This window comes from Streptomyces sp. T028, assembly GCF_048159505.1.
GTDB lineage: Bacteria > Actinomycetota > Actinomycetes > Streptomycetales > Streptomycetaceae > Streptomyces.
On sequence record NZ_JBLRVZ010000007.1, the window covers coordinates 149,663 to 168,789 of the forward strand.

At 70.2% G+C, this 19,127-nt stretch carries 17 protein-coding genes; 9 read left to right on the top strand and 8 right to left on the bottom strand.

Annotation, left to right across the window (positions count from 1 at the left end):
* The first annotated feature begins 189 nt into the window (after window positions 1-189).
* On the top strand, window positions 190-1,440 hold the full coding sequence (locus ACLZN2_RS08100; RefSeq protein WP_416977679.1) for a glycosyltransferase: 1,251 nt from the start codon (window positions 190-192) through the stop codon (window positions 1,438-1,440).
* Here ACLZN2_RS08100 and ACLZN2_RS08105 read toward each other — a convergent pair whose 3' ends face one another.
* Both ACLZN2_RS08105 and coaA read right to left on the bottom strand, forming a co-directional pair.
* Window positions 1,441-2,379, bottom strand: a complete 939-nt coding sequence (locus ACLZN2_RS08105; protein ID WP_416977680.1) for a DUF389 domain-containing protein — start codon at window positions 2,377-2,379, stop codon at window positions 1,441-1,443. It abuts the gene before it with no gap.
* Window positions 2,380-2,421: 42 nt separating this feature from the next.
* Complete coding sequence (coaA, locus tag ACLZN2_RS08110; RefSeq protein ID WP_416977700.1) at window positions 2,422-3,390, bottom strand: type I pantothenate kinase; 969 nt, start codon at window positions 3,388-3,390, stop codon at window positions 2,422-2,424.
* Between the two features lie 273 nt (window positions 3,391-3,663).
* On the opposite strand from coaA, the gene ACLZN2_RS08115 reads away from it, so the two are divergent.
* Complete coding sequence (locus ACLZN2_RS08115; RefSeq protein WP_416977681.1) at window positions 3,664-5,235, top strand: PQQ-binding-like beta-propeller repeat protein; 1,572 nt, start codon at window positions 3,664-3,666, stop codon at window positions 5,233-5,235.
* A 95-nt stretch (window positions 5,236-5,330) separates the two neighbouring features.
* A complete protein-coding gene (gene glmS / locus ACLZN2_RS08120) occupies window positions 5,331-7,178 on the top strand; it encodes a glutamine--fructose-6-phosphate transaminase (isomerizing) (RefSeq protein WP_416977682.1) in 1,848 nt (615 codons plus the stop codon).
* Here the strand turns inward: glmS and ACLZN2_RS08125 are convergent.
* Together ACLZN2_RS08125 and ACLZN2_RS08130 are read right to left on the bottom strand one after the other, a co-directional pair.
* Complete coding sequence (locus ACLZN2_RS08125) at window positions 7,161-7,340, bottom strand: DUF397 domain-containing protein (protein ID WP_416977683.1); 180 nt, start codon at window positions 7,338-7,340, stop codon at window positions 7,161-7,163. The genes glmS and ACLZN2_RS08125 overlap by 18 nt on opposite strands.
* Window positions 7,341-7,348: 8 nt before the next feature.
* The gene (locus ACLZN2_RS08130; RefSeq protein ID WP_416977684.1) at window positions 7,349-8,185 is read right to left on the bottom strand and encodes a helix-turn-helix domain-containing protein; all 837 of its coding nucleotides are present in this window, start codon (window positions 8,183-8,185) and stop codon (window positions 7,349-7,351) included.
* 117 nt (window positions 8,186-8,302) lie between these two features.
* On the opposite strand from ACLZN2_RS08130, the gene ACLZN2_RS08135 reads away from it, so the two are divergent.
* The 5 genes from ACLZN2_RS08135 to ACLZN2_RS08155 all read left to right on the top strand — a co-directional run bounded on the left by ACLZN2_RS08135 (window position 8,303) and on the right by ACLZN2_RS08155 (window position 14,446).
* Complete coding sequence (locus tag ACLZN2_RS08135) at window positions 8,303-8,710, top strand: ATP-binding protein (RefSeq protein WP_416977685.1); 408 nt, start codon at window positions 8,303-8,305, stop codon at window positions 8,708-8,710.
* Between the two features lie 80 nt (window positions 8,711-8,790).
* Window positions 8,791-9,717: a hypothetical protein gene (locus ACLZN2_RS08140; RefSeq protein WP_416977686.1), complete on the top strand. Its 927-nt coding sequence runs from the start codon at window positions 8,791-8,793 to the stop codon at window positions 9,715-9,717.
* Between the two features lie 167 nt (window positions 9,718-9,884).
* Window positions 9,885-12,977, top strand: a complete 3,093-nt coding sequence (locus ACLZN2_RS08145; RefSeq protein WP_416977687.1) for an FG-GAP repeat domain-containing protein — start codon at window positions 9,885-9,887, stop codon at window positions 12,975-12,977.
* 31 nt (window positions 12,978-13,008) lie between these two features.
* The gene (locus ACLZN2_RS08150) at window positions 13,009-13,728 is read left to right on the top strand and encodes a PH domain-containing protein (protein ID WP_416977688.1); all 720 of its coding nucleotides are present in this window, start codon (window positions 13,009-13,011) and stop codon (window positions 13,726-13,728) included.
* A 241-nt stretch (window positions 13,729-13,969) separates the two neighbouring features.
* Window positions 13,970-14,446, top strand: coding sequence for a hypothetical protein (locus ACLZN2_RS08155; RefSeq protein ID WP_416977689.1), 477 nt, complete (start codon window positions 13,970-13,972; stop codon window positions 14,444-14,446).
* A 55-nt stretch (window positions 14,447-14,501) separates the two neighbouring features.
* Here ACLZN2_RS08155 and ACLZN2_RS08160 read toward each other — a convergent pair whose 3' ends face one another.
* Both ACLZN2_RS08160 and ACLZN2_RS08165 read right to left on the bottom strand, forming a co-directional pair.
* Window positions 14,502-16,226 carry a M16 family metallopeptidase gene (locus ACLZN2_RS08160; protein ID WP_416977690.1) on the bottom strand — a complete coding sequence of 575 codons (1,725 nt, stop codon included), beginning with the start codon at window positions 16,224-16,226 and terminating at the stop codon, window positions 14,502-14,504.
* A 5-nt stretch (window positions 16,227-16,231) separates the two neighbouring features.
* Window positions 16,232-17,188, bottom strand: coding sequence for a tetratricopeptide repeat protein (locus tag ACLZN2_RS08165; RefSeq protein ID WP_416977691.1), 957 nt, complete (start codon window positions 17,186-17,188; stop codon window positions 16,232-16,234).
* 92 nt (window positions 17,189-17,280) lie between these two features.
* On the opposite strand from ACLZN2_RS08165, the gene ACLZN2_RS08170 reads away from it, so the two are divergent.
* Complete coding sequence (locus ACLZN2_RS08170) at window positions 17,281-17,652, top strand: holo-ACP synthase (protein WP_416977692.1); 372 nt, start codon at window positions 17,281-17,283, stop codon at window positions 17,650-17,652.
* A gap of 97 nt (window positions 17,653-17,749) precedes the next feature.
* On the opposite strand, the gene ACLZN2_RS08175 is transcribed toward ACLZN2_RS08170, so the two are convergent.
* Both ACLZN2_RS08175 and ACLZN2_RS08180 read right to left on the bottom strand, forming a co-directional pair.
* Complete coding sequence (locus ACLZN2_RS08175; protein ID WP_416977693.1) at window positions 17,750-18,526, bottom strand: ABC transporter permease; 777 nt, start codon at window positions 18,524-18,526, stop codon at window positions 17,750-17,752.
* On the bottom strand, window positions 18,523-19,127 hold a 605-nt coding region (locus ACLZN2_RS08180), incomplete at its 5' end, for an ATP-binding cassette domain-containing protein (RefSeq protein WP_416977694.1). The genes ACLZN2_RS08180 and ACLZN2_RS08175, both read right to left, overlap by 4 nt.

Consider the following 19,127-nt stretch of genomic DNA (forward strand, 5'->3'; position numbering starts at 1 on the left):
TGCCGTCTTCAAGGGCAGCACCGACACCCCCGAGCGCTGCCGCGGTGAGCTGGGCCATGGTCCTTGGCAGCAGGCTTCCGTCCCGCCAGAAGGGGCATTTGTTCCATCTTTGCCCTATAAGTTCAGTAATGCGCCCGCTGATACGTCCATGGTCTGCCAATCGGGTAGCGGTCCGGAGAGAGGAACGGCATGCCGCGAACAGTGGTGATCTTCGCCGCGGGGTCCCGGGGCGACGTCCAGCCCTGCCTGGCGCTGGGCCGCGCACTGGTCCGCCGGGGTGACACGGTGAGGGTCCTCGCCAGTGGGCGCTACGAGCCCCTGATCGCCGAGGCGGGCCTGGAGCTCCATCCCCTTCCGGCCGATCCCATGGAGATCATCGAGTCCGCCGAGGGGCAGGAACTCCTCGCCGGTTCCCGCAATCCGGTGGCGTTCGTCCGCCGTATGGACCGCGTCCTGCGCCCTCACATCATGCCGATACTGCAGGAGACACAGTCCGGAGCCGAGGGCGCAGACCTGGTCATCGCACCCACCTTCGGCTTCCTGGGCGTGCACCTGAGCCAGTACCTCCGCGTCCCGCACGCCGTCGTCCACTTCCAGCCGAGCCAGCCCACCGCGGCCTTTCCGCATCCCCTCGCCCCGGCCGCCCGTACGCTCGGGGCCCTGGGCAACCGGCTCAGCTTCGGCGCGGTCGACCTCGGGTCCTGGCTGCTGTCCCGCGGGTTCGTCAACACCTGGCGCCGGGAATCCCTCGGTCTGCCGGAGCTTTCCGTGCCGGCCGCCTTCCGGCACGCCCGCCGCGCGCCCGTGCTGTGCGCGTTCAGCTCCGAGGTCGTACCGCGGCCGTCCGACTGGGGCCCGAACGTCCATGTGACCGGCTTCTGGCAGTACGGCCGACCGCTGTGGAAGCCCGAGCGGCGACTGCTCGCCTTCCTCACCTCCGGCCCCCCGCCCGTGTACGTCGGGTTCGGCAGCATGCGGACCGGCGACCCCCGGGCCACCGACGCCCTCGTACGGACGGCCCTGCGTAGCGCCGGACTGCGCGGCGTGCTGCCCGGGGATCCCGCCACCAGCGAGGACGACATGCTCGTCGTCGGCGACACCCCCCACGACTGGCTGTTTCCCCGCATGGCCGCCGTCGTCCACCACGGCGGGGCCGGTACGACGGCGTCGGCTCTGCGTGCGGCAAGGCCGTCCCTCGTCTGTCCGTTCTTCGGCGATCAGCCCTACTGGGCCGCACGGGTGCGCGCGCTCGGCACCGGACCGGCGCCCCTGCCGGCCCGTGACCTCACCGTTCCCGCCTTCGCCCAGCGCCTGCACGCCCTCACCCGGCACGCCCCCTACGCCGAGGCCGCGAGCCGGATCGGCCGGCTCCTGGAAGCCGAGAACGGCACCGACCGGGCCTGCGACATCCTGTCGCGGTACCGGGCCCGCACCGGGTGATCAGGGGTTCCCGGCGCGTTGGCGCTGCAGCGCCCAGAGCCGTTTCTGGGCCAGCAGAGTCAGAGTGCCGGCCAGGACGATGCCCAGCAGGTTCAGCAGCAGTTGCTCCGAGGAGCGCAGAGCCTGGTTCGTGTCGCCGTAGACCAGGGCCACGGCCGCGTTGGCGGCGGCCGGGACCGTGGTCACCGAGATGGCGACACCGACCAGGGCGCCCGACTTCGCGGACGTCAGGGAGAGCGTGCCGGCGGCTCCGGCCAGGACCGCCACGACGAACGAGAACCAGTCCGGGGCGTAGATGAAGCCCGTGTTCGGACGGTCGGCCTCCAACTGCTCCTTGGTGAAGAGGCCCACGGCGTCCATGAAGAGGCTGAAGGCCGCCGTGAAGGCCATCGCCGCCGCGAAACCCACCAGCAGGGCGACGAGGGAGCGCACCGCCAGCCGGGGCGCCCGCTGCACGATCGCGGTGCAGATACCGGCGAGCGGGCCGAACTCCGGGCCCACGGCCATGGCGCCGACGATCAGGATCGCGTTGTCCAGGACCACGCCGCAGGCCGCGATCATCGTGGCCAGGGTGATGAAGGCGAGGTAGGTGACGGAGAGCGTCGACTCCTCGTGGGTGGCGTCGGTGAGGTGCTCCCACAGGACCGCGTCCGCGCCCTCGCCCGGTGCCTCCGCCTCGGCCTTGTCGGCGCGTTGGGACAGGGACAGGTCGATGTCCTCGACGGCGATCGAGCCGGTCCGGTCCAGCCCCATCTCCTGGAGCCCGGTGAGGAGTTCGTCGCCGGCCTCGCGGGCCACGTCGCAGGTGACGACGTCCCCGGCGGGGTTGCGGGCGGCGCCCTCCAGCACCACCAGGTGGGTGGTGCCGACGGCCTTCTCGATCAGGCGGATCACGTCGTCGGTGCGGTCCGGCGGGGTGATCAGGCGAAGGTGCAGCATGAGGGCAGGTTAGTGGGGGAGGCTTTTCGCCCCTGCCCCGGCTCAGAGTTTGCGCAGGCTGAGGCGCTGGACCTTGTGGTCGGAGCCCTTGCGGACGACGAGGGTGGCGCGGCCCCGGGTGGGGGCGATGTTCTCGACCAGGTTGGGCTTGTTGATGGTGCGCCAGAGACCGCGGGCGTAGTCCAGGGCCTCCTCCTCGGAGACCTGGGTGTACTTCCTGAAGTACGAGTCCGGGTTCTGGAAGGCGGTCTGGCGCAGCTTCCTGAAGCGGCTCAGGTACCAGCGCTCGATGTCCTCGACGCTCGCGTCGACGTACACGCTGAAGTCGAAGTAGTCGGCGAGACCGACGCGGGTGCGGCCGTCCTGCCCGGGGAGGGCGGGCTGGAGCACGTTGAGGCCCTCGACGATGAGTATGTCCGGGCGGCGGACGGTCAGTCGCCGGTCGGGGACGATGTCGTAGATCAGGTGGGAGTAGACGGGGGCGGTGACCTCGTCCTTGCCGGCCTTGATGTCGGCGACGAAGCGGGTCAGGGCGCGGCGGTCGTAGGACTCGGGGAAGCCCTTCCGCGACATCAGGCCGCGCGCCTCCAGCTCCCGGGTGGGCAGGAGGAAGCCGTCGGTGGTCACCAGTTCCACGCGCGGGTGTTCGGGCCAGCGGGACAACAGGGCCTGGAGCAGTCGGGCGACGGTCGACTTGCCGACCGCCACCGAGCCGGCGACACCTATGACGAACGGGGTGCCGGACTGGGAGCCCTTCTCACCGAGAAAGGTGTTCAGTGCACCGCGCAGCCCGTCGGTCGCGCCGATGTACAGATTGAGCAGCCGGGACAGCGGCAGATAGATGTCCCGCACCTCGTCGAGGTCGATGACGTCACCGAGGCCGCGCAGCTTCTCGACCTCCTCGGCGGTCAGCGGCAACGGCGTCTTGTCGCGCAGCGCGCTCCACTCGCGGCGGGTGAGGTCGACGTAGGGAGTCGCCTCCGGCCTGTGCCGGTGGGCGCTCCGGGGCATCGCGGAGACCGGTGAGATCACAGTCCATTGTTAACGGAGTTTGAACGGGATGGCGGGTGGGGTGTGTCACGCCGCAGACCGGACCCGCCGGGTCCCGTACCTGAGGGCCGGGGATTACCTCCGTGCGGGTGGACATGACGCCCTGCCCGCCCGTGGTCGTTGGTGAATCGCGCCGCCCCGCCGATCATGACGGTCGGCGGGAGGGGCCCGTCCACCATGGTGACGAGGGCGGAGCGGCGGATGCGGAACAGGTTCGGTTTGGTGGCCTCACTGATGACGGCCTCACTGGTGACGGCCGGTCTGACGGCCGGCGGCCTCACGGCGCCCTCCCTGGCCGCCCCCGAGGGCACCCGCCCCGCCGACGTCACCACGGTCTCCACGGACACCTACCGCACCGGCTGGGACTCCGACGAGCCCGGCCTCGCCCCCGACCAGGTCTCCAGCTCCGACTTCGGGCAGCGGTTCTCCACTGCAGTCGACGGACAGGTCTACGCCCAGCCGCTGGTCGTCGGGAAGACGGTCGTCGTCGCCACCGAGAACAACAAGGTGTACGGCCTGGACTCGGCCACCGGCGCTGTCGTCTGGACTCGGAGCCTGGGCGCGGCCTGGCCGGCCTCGGCCATCGGCTGCTCCGACCTGGTTCCCAACATCGGCGTGACCGCCACGCCCGTCTACGACAAGGCCACGGGCACCCTCTATCTCACGTCCAAGACCAACGACGGGCCCGACGTCCAGCATCCCAACTGGTACGTCCACGCCCTGAACGCCACCACCGGCGCCGAGCGCAGCGGCTGGCCCGTCAAGGTCACCGGCGCCCCGGCGAACGACCCGGCCCGCCCCTTCAACGCGTACAGCGCGCATCAGCGCCCCGGCCTGCTGCTGATGGGCGGCTCGGTCTACGCGGGATTCGGCTCCCACTGCATCCACACCCCCTACGTCGGCTACGTCCTGGGCGTCGACACCGCCACCCGCAAGACCACTCTGTGGTCCACCGGAACCGCCTCCGACAACGGCAGGTCGAGCGTCTGGATGAGCGGCGGCGGCCTGGTCTCCGACGGGCCCGGCCGCATCCTGTTCGCCACCGGGAACGGCACCGCCCCGCCCGTCGGGCCGGGCTCCAAGCCGCCGGGCCAGCTCGGCGACTCCGTCGTCCGCCTCGGCGTCGACAGCGACGGCACCCTGTCGGCGCGTGACTTCTTCAGCCCCTCCAACGCCCCCCTCCTCGGCCTGCTCGACACCGACCTCGGCTCCGGCGGCCCGACCGCCCTCCCCGACGGCGTCTTCGGCACCGCCCAGCACCCGCACCTCCTGGTCCAGATCGGCAAGGACGGCAGGCTCTTCCTCCTCGACCGGGACGACCTCGGCGGCCGCAGCCAGGGCTCGGGCGGCACCGACAAAGTCCTCGGCACCTTCGGCCCCTACGAGGGCGTCTGGGGCCACCTCGCCGCCTACGGCGGAGGGGGCGGCTACGTCTACATGACCGGCAAGAAGGGCCCGCTGCGCGCCTTCCGCTACGGCGTCACCGGCACCGGCCTGCCCACACTGACCGACGCCGGCCGCTCCACCGACACCTTCGGCTACACCTCGGGCTCCCCGGTGATCACCTCCGCCGGCACCACCAGCGGCTCGGCCGTCGTGTGGGCGGTCCACGCCGACGGTGGGAGCGGCGCGAACGGCGAGTTGCGCGCGTACGACGCGAACCCGGTGAACGGCACGGTGAAGAAACTGTGGTCGGCGCCGATCGGCACGGCCTCCAAGTTCTCCGTGCCCGCCACCGACGGCGGCCGTGTCTACGTCGGAACCCGCGACGGCCATGTCCTCGCCTTCGGCCGGGCCACCCACTGAGCACTCAGCCTGGGCGCTCGTACCCCCGTGGGAATATCCGGAATCGGGCACGCGGAGGCGTGTTTGGAGGGTGTTTCGCGCCTAGGCTGCCGCGCATGTGCGGAATCGTGGGATACGTGGGGTCTCAGTCGGCGCTCGAGGTCGTCATGGCCGGGCTGAAGCGGCTGGAGTACCGGGGATACGACTCGGCCGGTGTGGCCGTGCTCGCCGACGGGGGGCTGGCCGCCGCGAAGAAGGCCGGCAAGCTCCTGAATCTGGAGAAGGAACTCGGGGCGCGCCCGCTGCCGACCGGGACCACCGGCATCGGGCACACGCGCTGGGCCACTCACGGCGGCCCGACCGACGCCAACGCCCATCCTCATCTCGACAACGCGGGGCGCGTCGCCGTCGTGCACAACGGGATCATCGAGAACTTCGCCGTCCTCCGTGCCGAGCTGGCCGAGCGCGGGCACGAGCTGTCCTCCGAGACGGACACCGAAGTGGTCGCCCACCTGCTCGCCGAGGAGTACTCCGGCACCGCCGACCTCGCCGAGGCCATGCGGCTCGTGTGCCGGCGGCTGGAGGGGGCGTTCACGCTGGTCGCCGTGCACGCGGACGAGCCGGACGTCGTGGTCGGGGCCCGGCGCAACTCGCCACTCGTCGTCGGTGTGGGGGAGGGGGAGGCCTTCCTCGCCTCCGACGTCGCCGCCTTCATCGCCCACACCCGCTCGGCCATCGAGCTCGGCCAGGACCAGGTCGTCGAGCTGCGGCGGGACGGCGTCACCGTCACCGGCTTCGACGGGCAGCCGGCCGACGTGCGCTCGTACCACGTCGACTGGGACGCCTCCGCCGCCGAGAAGGGCGGCTACGACTACTTCATGCTCAAGGAGATCGCCGAGCAGCCGAAGGCCGTCGCCGACACGCTCCTCGGCCGGATCGACGCAAGCGGCTCCCTGACCCTCGACGAAGTCCGCATCGGCGCCGCCGAGCTGCGGGAGGTCGACAAGGTCGTCATCGTCGCGTGCGGTACGGCCTTCCACGCGGGCCTCATCGCCAAGTACGCCATCGAGCACTGGACCCGCATCCCGTGCGAAGTCGAACTCGCCAGCGAGTTCCGCTACCGGGATCCCATCCTCGGTCCGCGCTCCCTCGTCATCGCCATCTCCCAGTCCGGCGAGACCATGGACACCCTCATGGCCCTACGGCACGCCCGTGAGCAGGGCTCCAAAGTCCTCGCCATCTGCAACACCAACGGCTCGACGATCCCCCGCGAGTCCGACGCCGTCCTCTACACCCACGCCGGGCCCGAGGTCGCCGTCGCCTCCACCAAGGCGTTCCTGACGCAACTGGTCGCCTGTTACCTGGTGGCCCTCTATCTGGGGCAGGTGCGCGGCACCAAGTGGGCGGACGAGATCCGCGCCGTCATCCGCGACCTCGCCCAGATCTCCGGCCAGGTCGAACGCGTCCTGGAGACCATGGAGCCGGTACGGCAGCTCGCACGCTCCCTCGCCGACAAGAAAACCGTGCTGTTCCTCGGGCGGCACGTCGGCTATCCGGTCGCGCTGGAGGGAGCCCTGAAGCTGAAGGAGCTCGCCTACATGCACGCCGAGGGCTTCGCCGCCGGTGAGCTGAAGCACGGGCCGATCGCCCTCATCGAGGAGGATCTGCCGGTCGTCGTGGTCGTCCCCTCACCTCGCGGGCGGTCCGTCCTCCACGACAAGATCGTCTCCAACATCCAGGAGATCCGGGCCCGGGGTGCGCGGACCATCGTCATCGCGGAGGAGGGCGACGAGGCGGTCGTCCCGTACGCCGACCACCTCGTACGGATCCCTGCGACGCCGGTGCTGTTGCAGCCGCTGGTGGCCACGGTGCCGTTGCAGGTGTTCGCGTGTGAGCTGGCCACGGCCCGGGGCAACGAGGTGGACCAGCCGCGCAACCTGGCGAAGTCAGTGACGGTCGAGTAGGCCGTTCAGGAAGGCGTCGAAGGCCTCGGCCGGGAAGGTGAGGGTGCCTCCGGCCGGGGCTTTTGAGTCTCGTACGGCGGTGTGGGTGGGGGTGGTGGCGATTTCCACGCACTCGTTGCCGTCGCCCTCGCCTGAGTAGGAGGACTTCCGCCAGTTGTCCATGGGGTACCTCACAGCCCTTTCGCCAGCTTGTGGATGAAATCGCGCGACGGTTCGGGTTCGAGTGACGCTTCCTCCACTCTACGGAAGCTTGTTCGGTAGGTGTTGAGCTGAGCCTCGGAATCGATGAAGACCGAGCCGTGCGGCGCGTCACGGACCACTGTGTCCAGTTTGGGGACGCGGCCTCCTACGTACGTCATCGTGCTTGAGGCTTTGGCGAAGCCGTCCACGTCAAAGGGAATGATGCGCAAGGTGATGTGGTCCGCTTCGGACAGCTCAAGCAGCCTGGTGAGTTGGGCCTCTGAGGTGGCACGGTCGCTGACCCTGATCCGAAGTGCAGCCTCATGGATCACCGCCTCGTAGGGGATGGCGATTTCCTGGCGCGCCTTGCGGTGCCTGATGCGCAACTCAACCTCTTCGTGGGTGAGTTCCGGCAGTCTGGATGAGAAGACGGCGCGCGCGTAGTCCTCCGTCTGGAGCAAGCCCGGCACGTACAGGATGGCGACGTGGCGCTGAAACTGGGCGTTGTGCTCCAGTTCGGACAGGTCCAGGAACGGCGTGGGCAGTAATCCTCGATACTCCTCCCACCAGCCACGCGTCCTGTCGACGGCCATAGTGACCAGGGCGTCGATGAACTTGCTGTCTGTGCAGGCGTAGTGAGAGGCGAGGCGACGCAGCCTTTGCTCGCTCACACCAGTGAGGCCGGATTCGATGTGGCTGATTTGGACGCGACTCGCGCCAAGCAGCGCTGCTGCCTCAGTGGAGTTGAGCCCCGCTGCCTCTCGGAGCCTGCGTAGTTCGGTCGCCAGGCGCATCTGACGTGCCGTTGGTTCGCGCCTCAACACCATTGACCGCTCCTTGCTCGTTCGGGTTCAGATTACGCGACCGGCTTGCTCTGGATGAAATCTTAGGCCTACCGTCGGTGACGCAACGCACACTCTATGAAACGGAGTTGGAGCCGCCCCATGCCCGAACCCTGGGAGTACTCCCTCTACATCCCCAACGACCCCCGAGCCGTCACCGTTTCTCGCCACACCCTCCGGGTGATCCTCAACCTCCACGGCCTCGCCGCCCTCCTCGACACCGCCGAACTCCTCGCCGCCGAGCTGGTCTCCAATGCCGTACGGCATCAGAAGGGGCCCGCCGCGCTCAGGGTGCGCTGGACGGAGGGGGTGTTGCAGATCGGGGCCTGGGATGCGGACCCGGAGCCGCCCGAACCACCCACCAGGTTCGAGGAGTTGGACGAGGAGGCCGAGAGTGGGCGCGGGCTCGCGATCGTCCAGGCCTGCTCCGACCTCTGGCACTGGCAGCCGATGTCCCGATTCGGCAGCCGGGGCAAGTACGTGTGGTGCGAGCTGAGTTCGGCGGCGTGAACGTTTCCTCGCCGCTCGAAAGGGTGAACGTTTTCGGATCACCTGGTCAGTCGTCCCTTCGACCCGTCAAGGTTGCGCACATGGTCACATCCACCCATGAGGTGTCCCACCGGATCTTCCAGGATCATCCGGAGGTCCTCGCCCCGGTCTTCGAGGTGTTGGGACTTGAGGCGCCCGCCAAGGCGGTCATCGAAGCGATCACGCCTGACGCGACGGAGATCAAGCCCCTGGAACGCCGTGTGGACACGGTGCTGAAGATCGAGCCGTCCGACGGGGACGGTTTCCTGCTCGCCATCGAGGCACAGACCAAGAAGGTTTCCGGCAAGGGAGCCAGCTGGGCCTACTACGTGAGCTATTTGCACGCGAAGTTCAACCTGCCGGTACTGCTCGTCGCCGTCTGCCGTAACCACCCCACTGCGGCCTGGGCGGCCGGACCCTTCGAGTGTCGTGTCGGCCCGTGGAAGACCCAGGTCACCAGCCCCTTCGTGCTGGGGCCGGACACCGTCGCGCCGATCACCGACGAGTCGGAGGTCGCGCGGCAGCCGGCGCTGGCGACGCTCAGTGCCATCGTGCACAGCGAGAGTCAGGACATCGCGGCCATACTGGAACTGCTGGCCCGCGGGATGCGGTCGTTCGACAAGGCCACGGCGAAGTACTGGTCGGAACTGGTGGAGATCGGGCTGGAGAACACCCCGGCCCGCGATACGTGGAGGAAACTGGAGAAGATGGTCATCACTTACTTCCCGGGCCGGGGCACGGTCTTCGAAGAGGCCTATCTGGACGGCAAGGCGAAGGGCATGGCGGAGGGTATGGCGGAGGGCGAGGCCAAGAGCGTCCTGCGTGTGCTGGAAGGGCGCGGCCTCCCGGTCTCCGACGAGCTGCGCGAGCGGATCGTCACCTGCACCGACCTCGACCTGCTCGACGACTGGCTCGGCCGGGTCGGCACGGTCGAACGCGCGGAGGAGCTCCTCGCCGACGAGGACGGTGAGAGTCCGGACTCGGATTGAACGCCGGGGGCTGCGGGATGCGGCCCCCGCGCTCGTCAGCCCCGCTCGTCCCGCCGGTCGTGAAGTCGCTGTAGGATCAGCCGACTTGTGAGATGGGTGTGAAGGCCGGGGGGCCACAGACGCCGGGTCGGCGTCCAACCCGTCTCCGCTCACGGGGAGGGACTCTCATGGCTCGTCATGCCCACGCACGTACCCGTCTCGTCGCCGCCTGCGCCGTACTCGCGGCCGGTCTGAGCCCGCTGCTGCCGTCCGTCGCGGTCGCTGACACCGCTACAGAGACGGTCGTACCGGCGGCGCTGCGCAGTACGTACACCTCCGGCGCGCTGTACGGCGGGTCGTCGTACGACGGGCACGACGGGGCCGGAGCCCAGGGCGTCTTCCACAGCCTGGAGGGCTCAGGGCTCGTCTGGACGCGGTACGCCGACGGCAAGTCCGTGAAGGTCGTCCACCCGGAGGGTTACACCACCTACAACACGGCCGGCGGCGACGTCCTCGCCTACCGCTACGCCGACGGTCGCGTCGACCTGTGGAACGCGGCCGACGGCACGACCCGTACGATCCGCACGCCCGAGGGCCTGACCTACCTCACCGCCTACGGCGATCTCGCGGTCGCCTACAGGTCGTGGAAGGACGACAACGGGGTCACGCAGCGGGAGATGCACCTGCTGTTCCCGGAGGCGGACGGCACCACGCGAGACGTGCCGGTGACCGGGGTGCCCGAGGGGTACGTCCTCGGCATGCCCAGGGGCGGCGACGCCGACGGGCTGCTGTTCCACGCCGGACGGGCGGGCGAGACCGGGGCGTACGTCTCGGTCATGGTCGACCGGCGGACGGGCCAGGTCCAGCAGTGGACCCCGCTGCGCAGCAAGGTCTACTCCGGGGCCCAGGTCACCGCCGACCACGTCGTCCTCTTCAGCATCAGCGACCCCGTCGTCCAGGTCTACTCCCGCTCCGACCTGTCCGCGGCCCCGGTCGAGATCGCCCTCGACAGCGGCGCCACCAACCCCGCGCAGGGCCTCGCCGTGGTCGGCGACTGGCTGGTGACCCGGCCCGGCACGGCGGTGATCGCCACGCCCCTCGTGGGCGGTCCGTCGACGACCCTGCTGCCCGCGTCGAACCCCGCCATCGCGGCCGCTACGAACGACAGTGCCCTCGCCGTCGGCCGCACCGCCGCCGCCGAGGACGACTGGGGCGTCCAGCGCATCCAGGAGGGCCCGGACGGCGGCCCGGTCGTCACCCAGGTCAAGGCGCTGCCCAAGCCCGCGTACAAGATCCAGGGGCTCTCCCTGGACCAGGGCATGCTCGTCGTCGCCGACCCCAGCTACGCCGGCTACCGCGACACTTACGGGCGAACCGTGGCCGTCACCGGGACGCCGACGTTCGGAGCGCGCTCGTCGTACGACGGCACCGACACGCTGGTGGGCTCCTGCCCCGCGACGGACCTCGGCTGCTCCCAGCTGTTCGGCACGGCCGACGGGCGGACCGCCTGGCTCGGGCGGGAATCGGGGCAGTACGACCGGCTCAGGGTCAACGGGCCCGGCGACTACGACTTCTGGGAGCGCTCCGTCCCCGCCGGCGGGCAGATCACCGACGTCTCCGGGGCGTACCTGATCTACACCACGGCCACCGAGCAGTACGTCTACCACCTCGACGACAGTGGCGCCCCGGTCGTCACCCGCACCCCCGGCCCGGCCGCCCTCTCCGGCGAGGTCCTGTGGACCGCGGGTGCGACGCCCGGCAGCGTCACCGCGTACAACCTGACGACGAAGAAGACCACCGAAACCCTCACGACCGACGCCGACTGCGCGTTTACCGAACTCCAGGCGCTGGGCCGCTGGCTCTACTGGAGCTGCGGCGACAAGGCCGGTGTGTACGACCGTACGGCGAAGAAGTCCGTGCCGGTGCCGGCCGACGAGGCCAAGCTGGGCGACGGGTACGTCGTCACGCACGACAAGCAGGCCGGGAAGCTGACGCTGACGACGGTCGCCGACGGCACGGCCGCGAGCCGGGAGATCGGCGACCTGCCGGACACCGGGGTGTCGCAGCGGGACGTGCGCTGGACGGTCGACGAGTCGGGCGCGAACGCCGCGTACGTGGACGCCAAGGAGCAGGTGCACCTCGTGCCGTCGGGGCTGGCCCAGCAGCCGTTGCGACTGCTGGACACCCTGACGATCCACGACCAGATCTGGGCGGACGCGAACAACAGCGCCCTGCTGACCGGCAACGCGATTCTGCTGTCGAAACCCGCCGCGAGCTGGCAGCTCACCATCCGGAACAAGACCACCGGCAAGGTCGTCGCCAGCGATGGCGGCGGCCCGGTACGCGGCGCGATCCCGCGCCCGGAATGGAACGGAACCACCGGCTCCGGGTACGCCCCCAACGGCGTCTACGACTGGACGATCTCCGTCACGCCCGCCGACGGCGTCGGCGCGCCCCTGACGGTCAAGGGCACGGTCCGGCTCCAGCAGGGCGCCGCGGTGCACCACGACTACCTCGGTACCGCGAGCCTGCTGCCGGACGCTGTCGGCGATCTGGTGACCGTCGACTCCGACAGCTACCTAAGCTTCCACCAGGGCACGGGCAGCGGCACGTTCTCCCGAAGGGTCGGGGGCTGGGGCTGGGGGACGAAGATCACGCCGGTGGCCGTCGGCGACCTCAACGGGGACCGCTGCAACGACGTGTTGCTGCGGATGGGCAACGGGTCCCTGCGTCTGTACAAGCCGGGATGCGTCGTCACGTCCACCCAGTGGACGTCGTACACCTCGCTGGGTACCGGCTGGAACCAGTACGACGTCCTGACCGCCCCCGGTGACGTGACCAAGGACGGCCGCCCGGACCTGATCGCCCGTAACGCCTCGACCGGCGCGGTCTACCTCTACAAGGGCACCAGCACCGGGAAGCTGTCGGCGCGGGTGAAGCTGTACGCCAACTGGAAGACGTACAAGAAGGTCGTCGGCGCCGGGGACCTCAACGGCGACGGCATCGGCGACCTGGTCGCCCAGGACAAGTCCAACAACCTCTACCGGTACTACGGGAAGGGCAACGGCACCTTCTCCGCACGCGTGAAGCTGTTCTCCGGATGGGGATCCTCGTACAACTCGGTCGTCGGCGTCGGGGACATCACCGGCGACGGCAAGGCCGACCTGGTCGCGCGCGACACCGCGGGCGTCCTCTACCGGCTCCCCGGCAACGGCAAGGGATCCTTCGGCAGCCGCGTGAAGATCAGCACCGGCTGGAAGGGCTACAAGGGGATCTTCTAGAGCGTCAGGTCCGCGTGCGGGGGAGTTTTGGATGGGTGAGGGGATCGAGCGGGAGTACCGCAGGCGGCGGGCGGTGCCGGTGGTGTATCTCGTGCTGGTGGCCGTGACGGTGATCACGGGTATGACCCTGCTGCGGATCACGACGCTGGGCGGGGTGACGGGCTGGGACCTGGCGCCCATGGTGGTCTGGGTGGGGCTCGGCCTCCGGGTGGCGCTGGAGCACTGGCGGGCGCGTACGTCCGTCACCGCCGACGGGATCACCGTCCGGGGGCCGCTGGGGACGCGTACCCGGGCCTGGTCCGATGTCTACGGCATCCGGGTGGAGAGCGGCAAGCGGGGCGGCAGCCCGCGCTGGCCGGCGTACCTGTACGACACCGCCGGGCGCCGGATCCGTCTCTTCCAGCTCGACGAGCAGCAGCTGGGCGACCCGGTCGGCGAGGTCGCCGACCTGTCCGCCACCGCCGTACGGCTCGGGTTCCTGTCCCCGCACACGCGGCCCGAGCTGGAGGAGCGAATCCTGCGCGGGGCGCGGCGGCGTACCGCGTGGCAGCGGGCGGTCATCGGCTCCCTGTTCGTCATGGTCGCCGCGTTCGTCCTCTTCACCTGGCTGGTCCTCACCGAACGGCCGACGCGCACATGGCTGCTGCTTCTGGGCCTGCCGCTGCTCTCTCTCCCCGTCTTCTTTCTCGTCCTGGACCGCGTCGGTGAGGCCCGCGCCGCCGCCCGCCGGCGTTCGCGGGGCCGGGTCTAGTTCGAGGATTCCGGGCGGTCTCGTCACTCGGAGTACTCGTTCGCAGTATCGGTTGCCCGGTTCTGGTCGGCCGTCACCTTGCCGCTCTGAGCTGGGCTTTTCTGCGGATCATGTGCTGGCGGCGGCTCCCTCGGCCCGCAGTGGACGGGGTGGCCGAGTTGCCGACTGTCACACTCCGTGGCCTTGTGGATGCGAGAAGTCCCCATCGGCTTCCTCATTCGCACACAAAGAAAGGCGCGGAATGTCATCCCTCAAGCGCTTCGGGTCCGCTGTCGTGTCGGCCGCGGTTCTGACATCTCTGGCCATCGCCATCGCACCGGCAGCCGCAGCGGACACGGGCCTGCCCGTCCCCAAGCCCATCGTCCAGGAAACGAAGAAGCTGACCTGCGCAGAACTCACCGTTCAGCTCAACACGCAGTTGACGGCCGCTCAGACAGCGCTCGCCCTCGCGACTCCTGACGTCGTCGCGGCCCAGGCGGCCATCACCGCGGCCCAGGCCACCGTCGTACAGCTCCAGGCGCAGGGGTGTCTCCCGACGACACCCTCGCCGACCTGCGTGGCTCTCACTCTCCAGCTGCAGCAGAACCTGCAGGCCCTGGCCTCCGCGCTGACCACCTTCCCGATCAACCCGACCCAGATCAGCCTGGCGTTGAACGCGGTGATCAGCACCAGCGCCCAGCTCCAGGCCAACAACTGCACGACCAAGACCGCCGCCTGACCGCAGGAGGCGTGGCGTTGGGTTCGGCGGTTGCGCACCGCCGGACCCAACGCTGTCAGGAGCGGCGGCGGCGCCCGCGGGCCCGGTACAGGGCCACTGTCACCGCCGCCAGGGGGAGCCACATGATCCAGACGCCCACCACCGCGTCCCATTCCGGGTTCGCGGCCGACGCCTCGTCCGCCGTGATGACGGCGCAGAGGAGGCCCCAGAAGGCGGTCAGGAGGCCGACCGTCCAGAGGGCGAGGGTCCAGGCCCAGGTGGACTTGAGGGGGCGGTCGGCGGGGGTGCTCGCGCGCTTGCGGGGCTGGGGGATGCGGTCCGGCTCCCTCGCGGGCATGGGGACCACCGCCGCGGGCGGGGTCGCCGCGTCGACGGCGGATATGCGCTCGGGGGTGACGCTCTTGTAGAGGGTCGGCTCGATCGTCACCGAGAAGCCGTCGTGGCCGGTGAGGGATCGGGCGCCGTCGGGGCGGGCGGTCATGGCGGCCGTCGCGTCGTAGCGGACGGTCACGGGGCCGCGCGGGGTGAGGAGGCTGACGCCCTCCGTGCCAATGACGAGGGTGACCTTCTCGTCCTCCAGGGACTGGTGGCGGGTGCCGGTGACCGAGTCCTGGGAGTACTGCGGGGCCAGGGTGAGGCCCGCCCAGTCCACGCCCCGGCCGGGGACCTGGACGAGGGCGGTGGCCCAGGCCTCCTGGGCCACCTCGTGCAGGTCGGCCACGGTGACCGCGTTCAGTTCGGCGCGGCGCTGTTCGGGGGAGAGGATGCGGTGGCCGAGGAGGAGGCTCAGCGCGTACGACGGGAGCGACGCGGCGCCGAGGTCCGGGACGTCGTACGCCTTGAGGAGCTTGGCGCGGACGGAGTCCAGTTCGGACTGCTCGATGCGGCCGGCGCGCAGGCGCGCGAGGGTGTCGATGAAGCCGCCGACGACCGCGTCCTGCTTCTGGGGGAGCGAGTCGGCGTACGCGGTGAGGGTGGCGTAATCGGCATCGCGCGGGGTGTAGTCGGCCTCCGCCGAGTAGGAGTAGCCGCCCTCCTGGCGCAGGTCCTGGAAGAGGGCCCGGCCGACGACGTCCGCGAAGACGGCGGCGGCCGGCGAGCGGCGCACGACCGAGGTGAGGACCACGTGGCCGTCGTCGCCGTGGATGTACGCGGGGGTGACGGGCAGTGCGCTGGTCGCGGCGGGGGCCGGGAGGCGGGTGCCCTGGGGGAGGGCGAGGTCGAGGCCCTCCGGGACGTGCTCGCTGGTGATCCACAGGACCGCGTTGTCGCGGGTGAAGCGGGTCTCGGCCCAGTGCCGGACCTGGTCCGGGGTCAGGCTCCAGGTGCCCAGCTCGTTGTAGCTGGACAGGCCGTAGCCCCGGGCGCCGTACCGCCACAGCGGCAGCTGGTGGCCCGGGCCGCCGCCCCGGCCGGCCGCCTCGGTGCGGAGGATCTCCTTCTCCGTCTCCAGCCGGTCCATCGGCAGGTCGCGCAGGGCCGCGCAGACGCTGTTGAGGTACGTGACGACCTCCTCCTCGCTGCCGGTGACGTGGAAGAGGGTGTACGCGTTCGCCGTCGCGCCGTTGTAGTGCAGGTCGGACAGGCCGAGGCGGTGCAGCGCGAGATGCTCGACGAGATGGGTGATCCCGGCCGTCGCCAGGGTCTCGTCGGCGCGGCCCACCCGGAAGAACAGGCCCGCCGTGATCTCGTTCGCGGACGTCGGGGCGTACAGGGTGGGGATGCCGTCGGTCGTCGTGTGGGAGACCAGGCCGTCGAGCACGTGCAGTTCGGTCGTCATCGTGGTCAGGCCCCCAGTGCGGACTTGCGGTGCTTCAGGAATGCGGCCTTCTTGTCGTTCGTGTAGTACCAGGGGGACTCGGTGGCGCGGTCGCCGATGTAGGCGAAGTGCGGGGCCGCGTCCTCGAAGTGGCCGCCGAGGGAGAAGGCGAACGCGAACGCGTTGTGCGCGCCGAGCGAGTTCCAGTCGGGGCGGTGGTCCGGGTGCAGGACGGAGATCCGCGCGGCGTTGCGGAGGTCGTCGCGGACCGGGATGCCCCGCATGTAGGCGGTGCCCGCGGGGCCGTCCAGGTCGAGCCAGTGCTCGATGTGGGCGAGCGCGACCAGGGCGCCGGAGTTCGAGCCGTCGGGGGAGGCGGTCGCGCACTCCCGGGCGAAGCCGTGCGCCGCCTCCCAGGAGCCGCTCCACTTCGGGCACACCTGCTGGAGCAGCTGGACCTGGGCGCGGTAGTGGTGCGGGTGGTGGGCGGAGAGGCGGTCGTAGCGGCGCCTGGCCTCCGCCTGGCCCAACTGCAGTCCGCGCGCTGTCATCAGACGGGCCGTCCAGGCGGGGGCGTACGACGGCTGTTCGGCACAGACCTCGATCAGGATCTGCTCGGCCTTGCGCAGCCAGGCGTGGAAGCGGTCGAACTGCTCGCTGGAGACGTGCTTGGCCTGCAGGCTGCTGCGGATGTCCCAGCCCATGTAGACATAGCGCTCGGCGAGGGCGGCGCGGGGCAGCGGGTCACCGGGGTGGTCGGCGGCCGCCTGCTGCAGGAGGAACTCGGCGCCGTCGATGTCGGCGAGGGTCGCGACGGCGGAGGAGACCTTGTCGACCGAGTCCAGGCCCGAGAAATAGGCCCGTACGGCGTTCCAGTCGCCCGACTGGGCCGCCGTGCGCAAGGGGATCAGCTCCGGGGTGTTGTCGAACGAGTCGAAGGTCGGCCCGTTCGAGGTCGTGGGTCTGCCGGCAGTACCGCTCATCTCTCCGCCCCCTGGTGGTGATCAAGTTGCCGCAGGCTAGCAGCAGGCTGTGCCAACGGGGAGAGCGGTGTACCCGCCTTAGAGTGCTCGGCATGAGCATCATCGGGGTCGGTATCGACGTGGCCGAGATCGAACGCTTCGCGGCGTCGCTGGAGCGGACGCCCGCGCTCGCCCAACGGCTGTTCGTCGAGAGCGAGTTGCTGCTGCCCAGCGGGGAGCGGCGGGGGGTCGCCTCGCTGGCGGCGCGGTTCGCGGCGAAGGAGGCGCTCGCCAAGGCGCTGGGGGCGCCGCCGGGGCTGCTGTGGACCGACGCGGAGGTGTTCGTGGAGGCGAGCGGGCAGCCGCGGGTGCGGGTGCGGGGAAGTGTGGCGGCCCGGGCGGCCGAGCTGGGGGTGCGGGGGTGGCATGTGTCGTTGAGCCATGACGCGGGGGTGGCTTCGGCTGTGGTGATCGCGGAGGGGTAGGGCGGTCGGTCTTTCATGTGAACGGGCGGCGCACTCCGACGTGGTGTCGGTGTGCGCCGCCCGTTCGATGGCCGGTCCGCGTTGCCATGGCGGTCGGTTACTTCGGGTCGGCGTCGAACTTCGAGGTCGACCAGAAGTAGCCGAGCACCGCGAGGCCGAGGCACCAGGCGACGGCGAGCCAGCCGTTGTGGCCGATCTCGGTGCCGAGCAGCAGGCCGCGCAGGGTCTCGATGGCCGGGGTGAACGGCTGGTACTCCGCGATCGGCTGGAACCAGCCCGGCATCGAGTCGAGGGGTACGAAGGCACTGGACAGGAGCGGCAGCAGAATCAGCGGCATCGCGTTGTTGCTGGCCGCCTCGGCGTTCGGGCTGACGAGCCCCATGCCGACCGCGATCCAGGTGAGCGCGAGGGCGAACAGGACGATCAGTCCGAACGCCGCGAGCCACTCCAGGACGGTGGCATCGGTGGAGCGGAAGCCGATGGCCACACCGACGGCACCCACGAGGACCACGCTCATGACCGACTGGATCACACTGCCGACGACGTGTCCGACGAGCACCGAGGGGCGGTGGATCGCCATCGTGCGGAAGCGGGCGATGATGCCCTCGGTCATGTCGTTGGAGACGGAGACCGCGGTGCCGATCGTGGTGGAGCCGATGGTCATCAACAGGAGACCGGGGACGATGTAGGCGATGTAGGCGGAGCGCCCCGCCCCGCCGCTCATCGCGTTGCCGAAGATGTAGACGAAGAGCAGCAGCAGCATGATCGGCGTGAGCAGCAGGTTCAGGGTGAGGGAGGGGTAGCGCCGGGCGTGCAGGAGGTTGCGGCGCAGCATCGTGGCCGAGTCGCGTGCGGCGAGGGACAGGGTGCTCATCGGGCGGACTCCTTCTGCTGGTTCTGCTGGTTCTGCTGGGCGGGGACGTCGGCCGGGCCGGTCAGGGCGAAGAAGACGTCGTCGAGGTCGGGGGTGTGCACGGTCAGCTCGTCGGCCTCGATGCCGGCCGAGTCCAGCCGGTCGAGGACGGCGCGCAGTGCGCGCTGGCTGCCGTCGCTGGGGAGTTGCAGGGTGAGCGACTCGTCGTCCCGGGCGGCCTCGCGCAGGGTGGAGGCGGCGCTGCGGTAGGCGGCGGGGTCGGTGAAGCGGAGCCGGACGTGTCCGCCGGGGACGATCCGCTTCAGTTCCTCGGCGGTGCCCTCGGCGGCGATCGTGCCGTCGTGCAGGACGGCGATGCGGTCGGCGAGTTCGTCGGCCTCTTCCAGGTACTGGGTGGTGAGGAAGACGGTGACGCCGTCGGAGACGAGTTCGCGGATGATCTGCCACATGGTGTGGCGGGAGCGGGGGTCGAGACCGGTGGTCGGCTCGTCGAGGAAGATGATCCGCGGGCTGCCGACCAGGGTCATGGCGATGTCGAGGCGGCGCTTCATACCGCCGGAGTAGGTGGAGGCGGGCTTCTTCGCGGCGTCGGTGAGGTCGA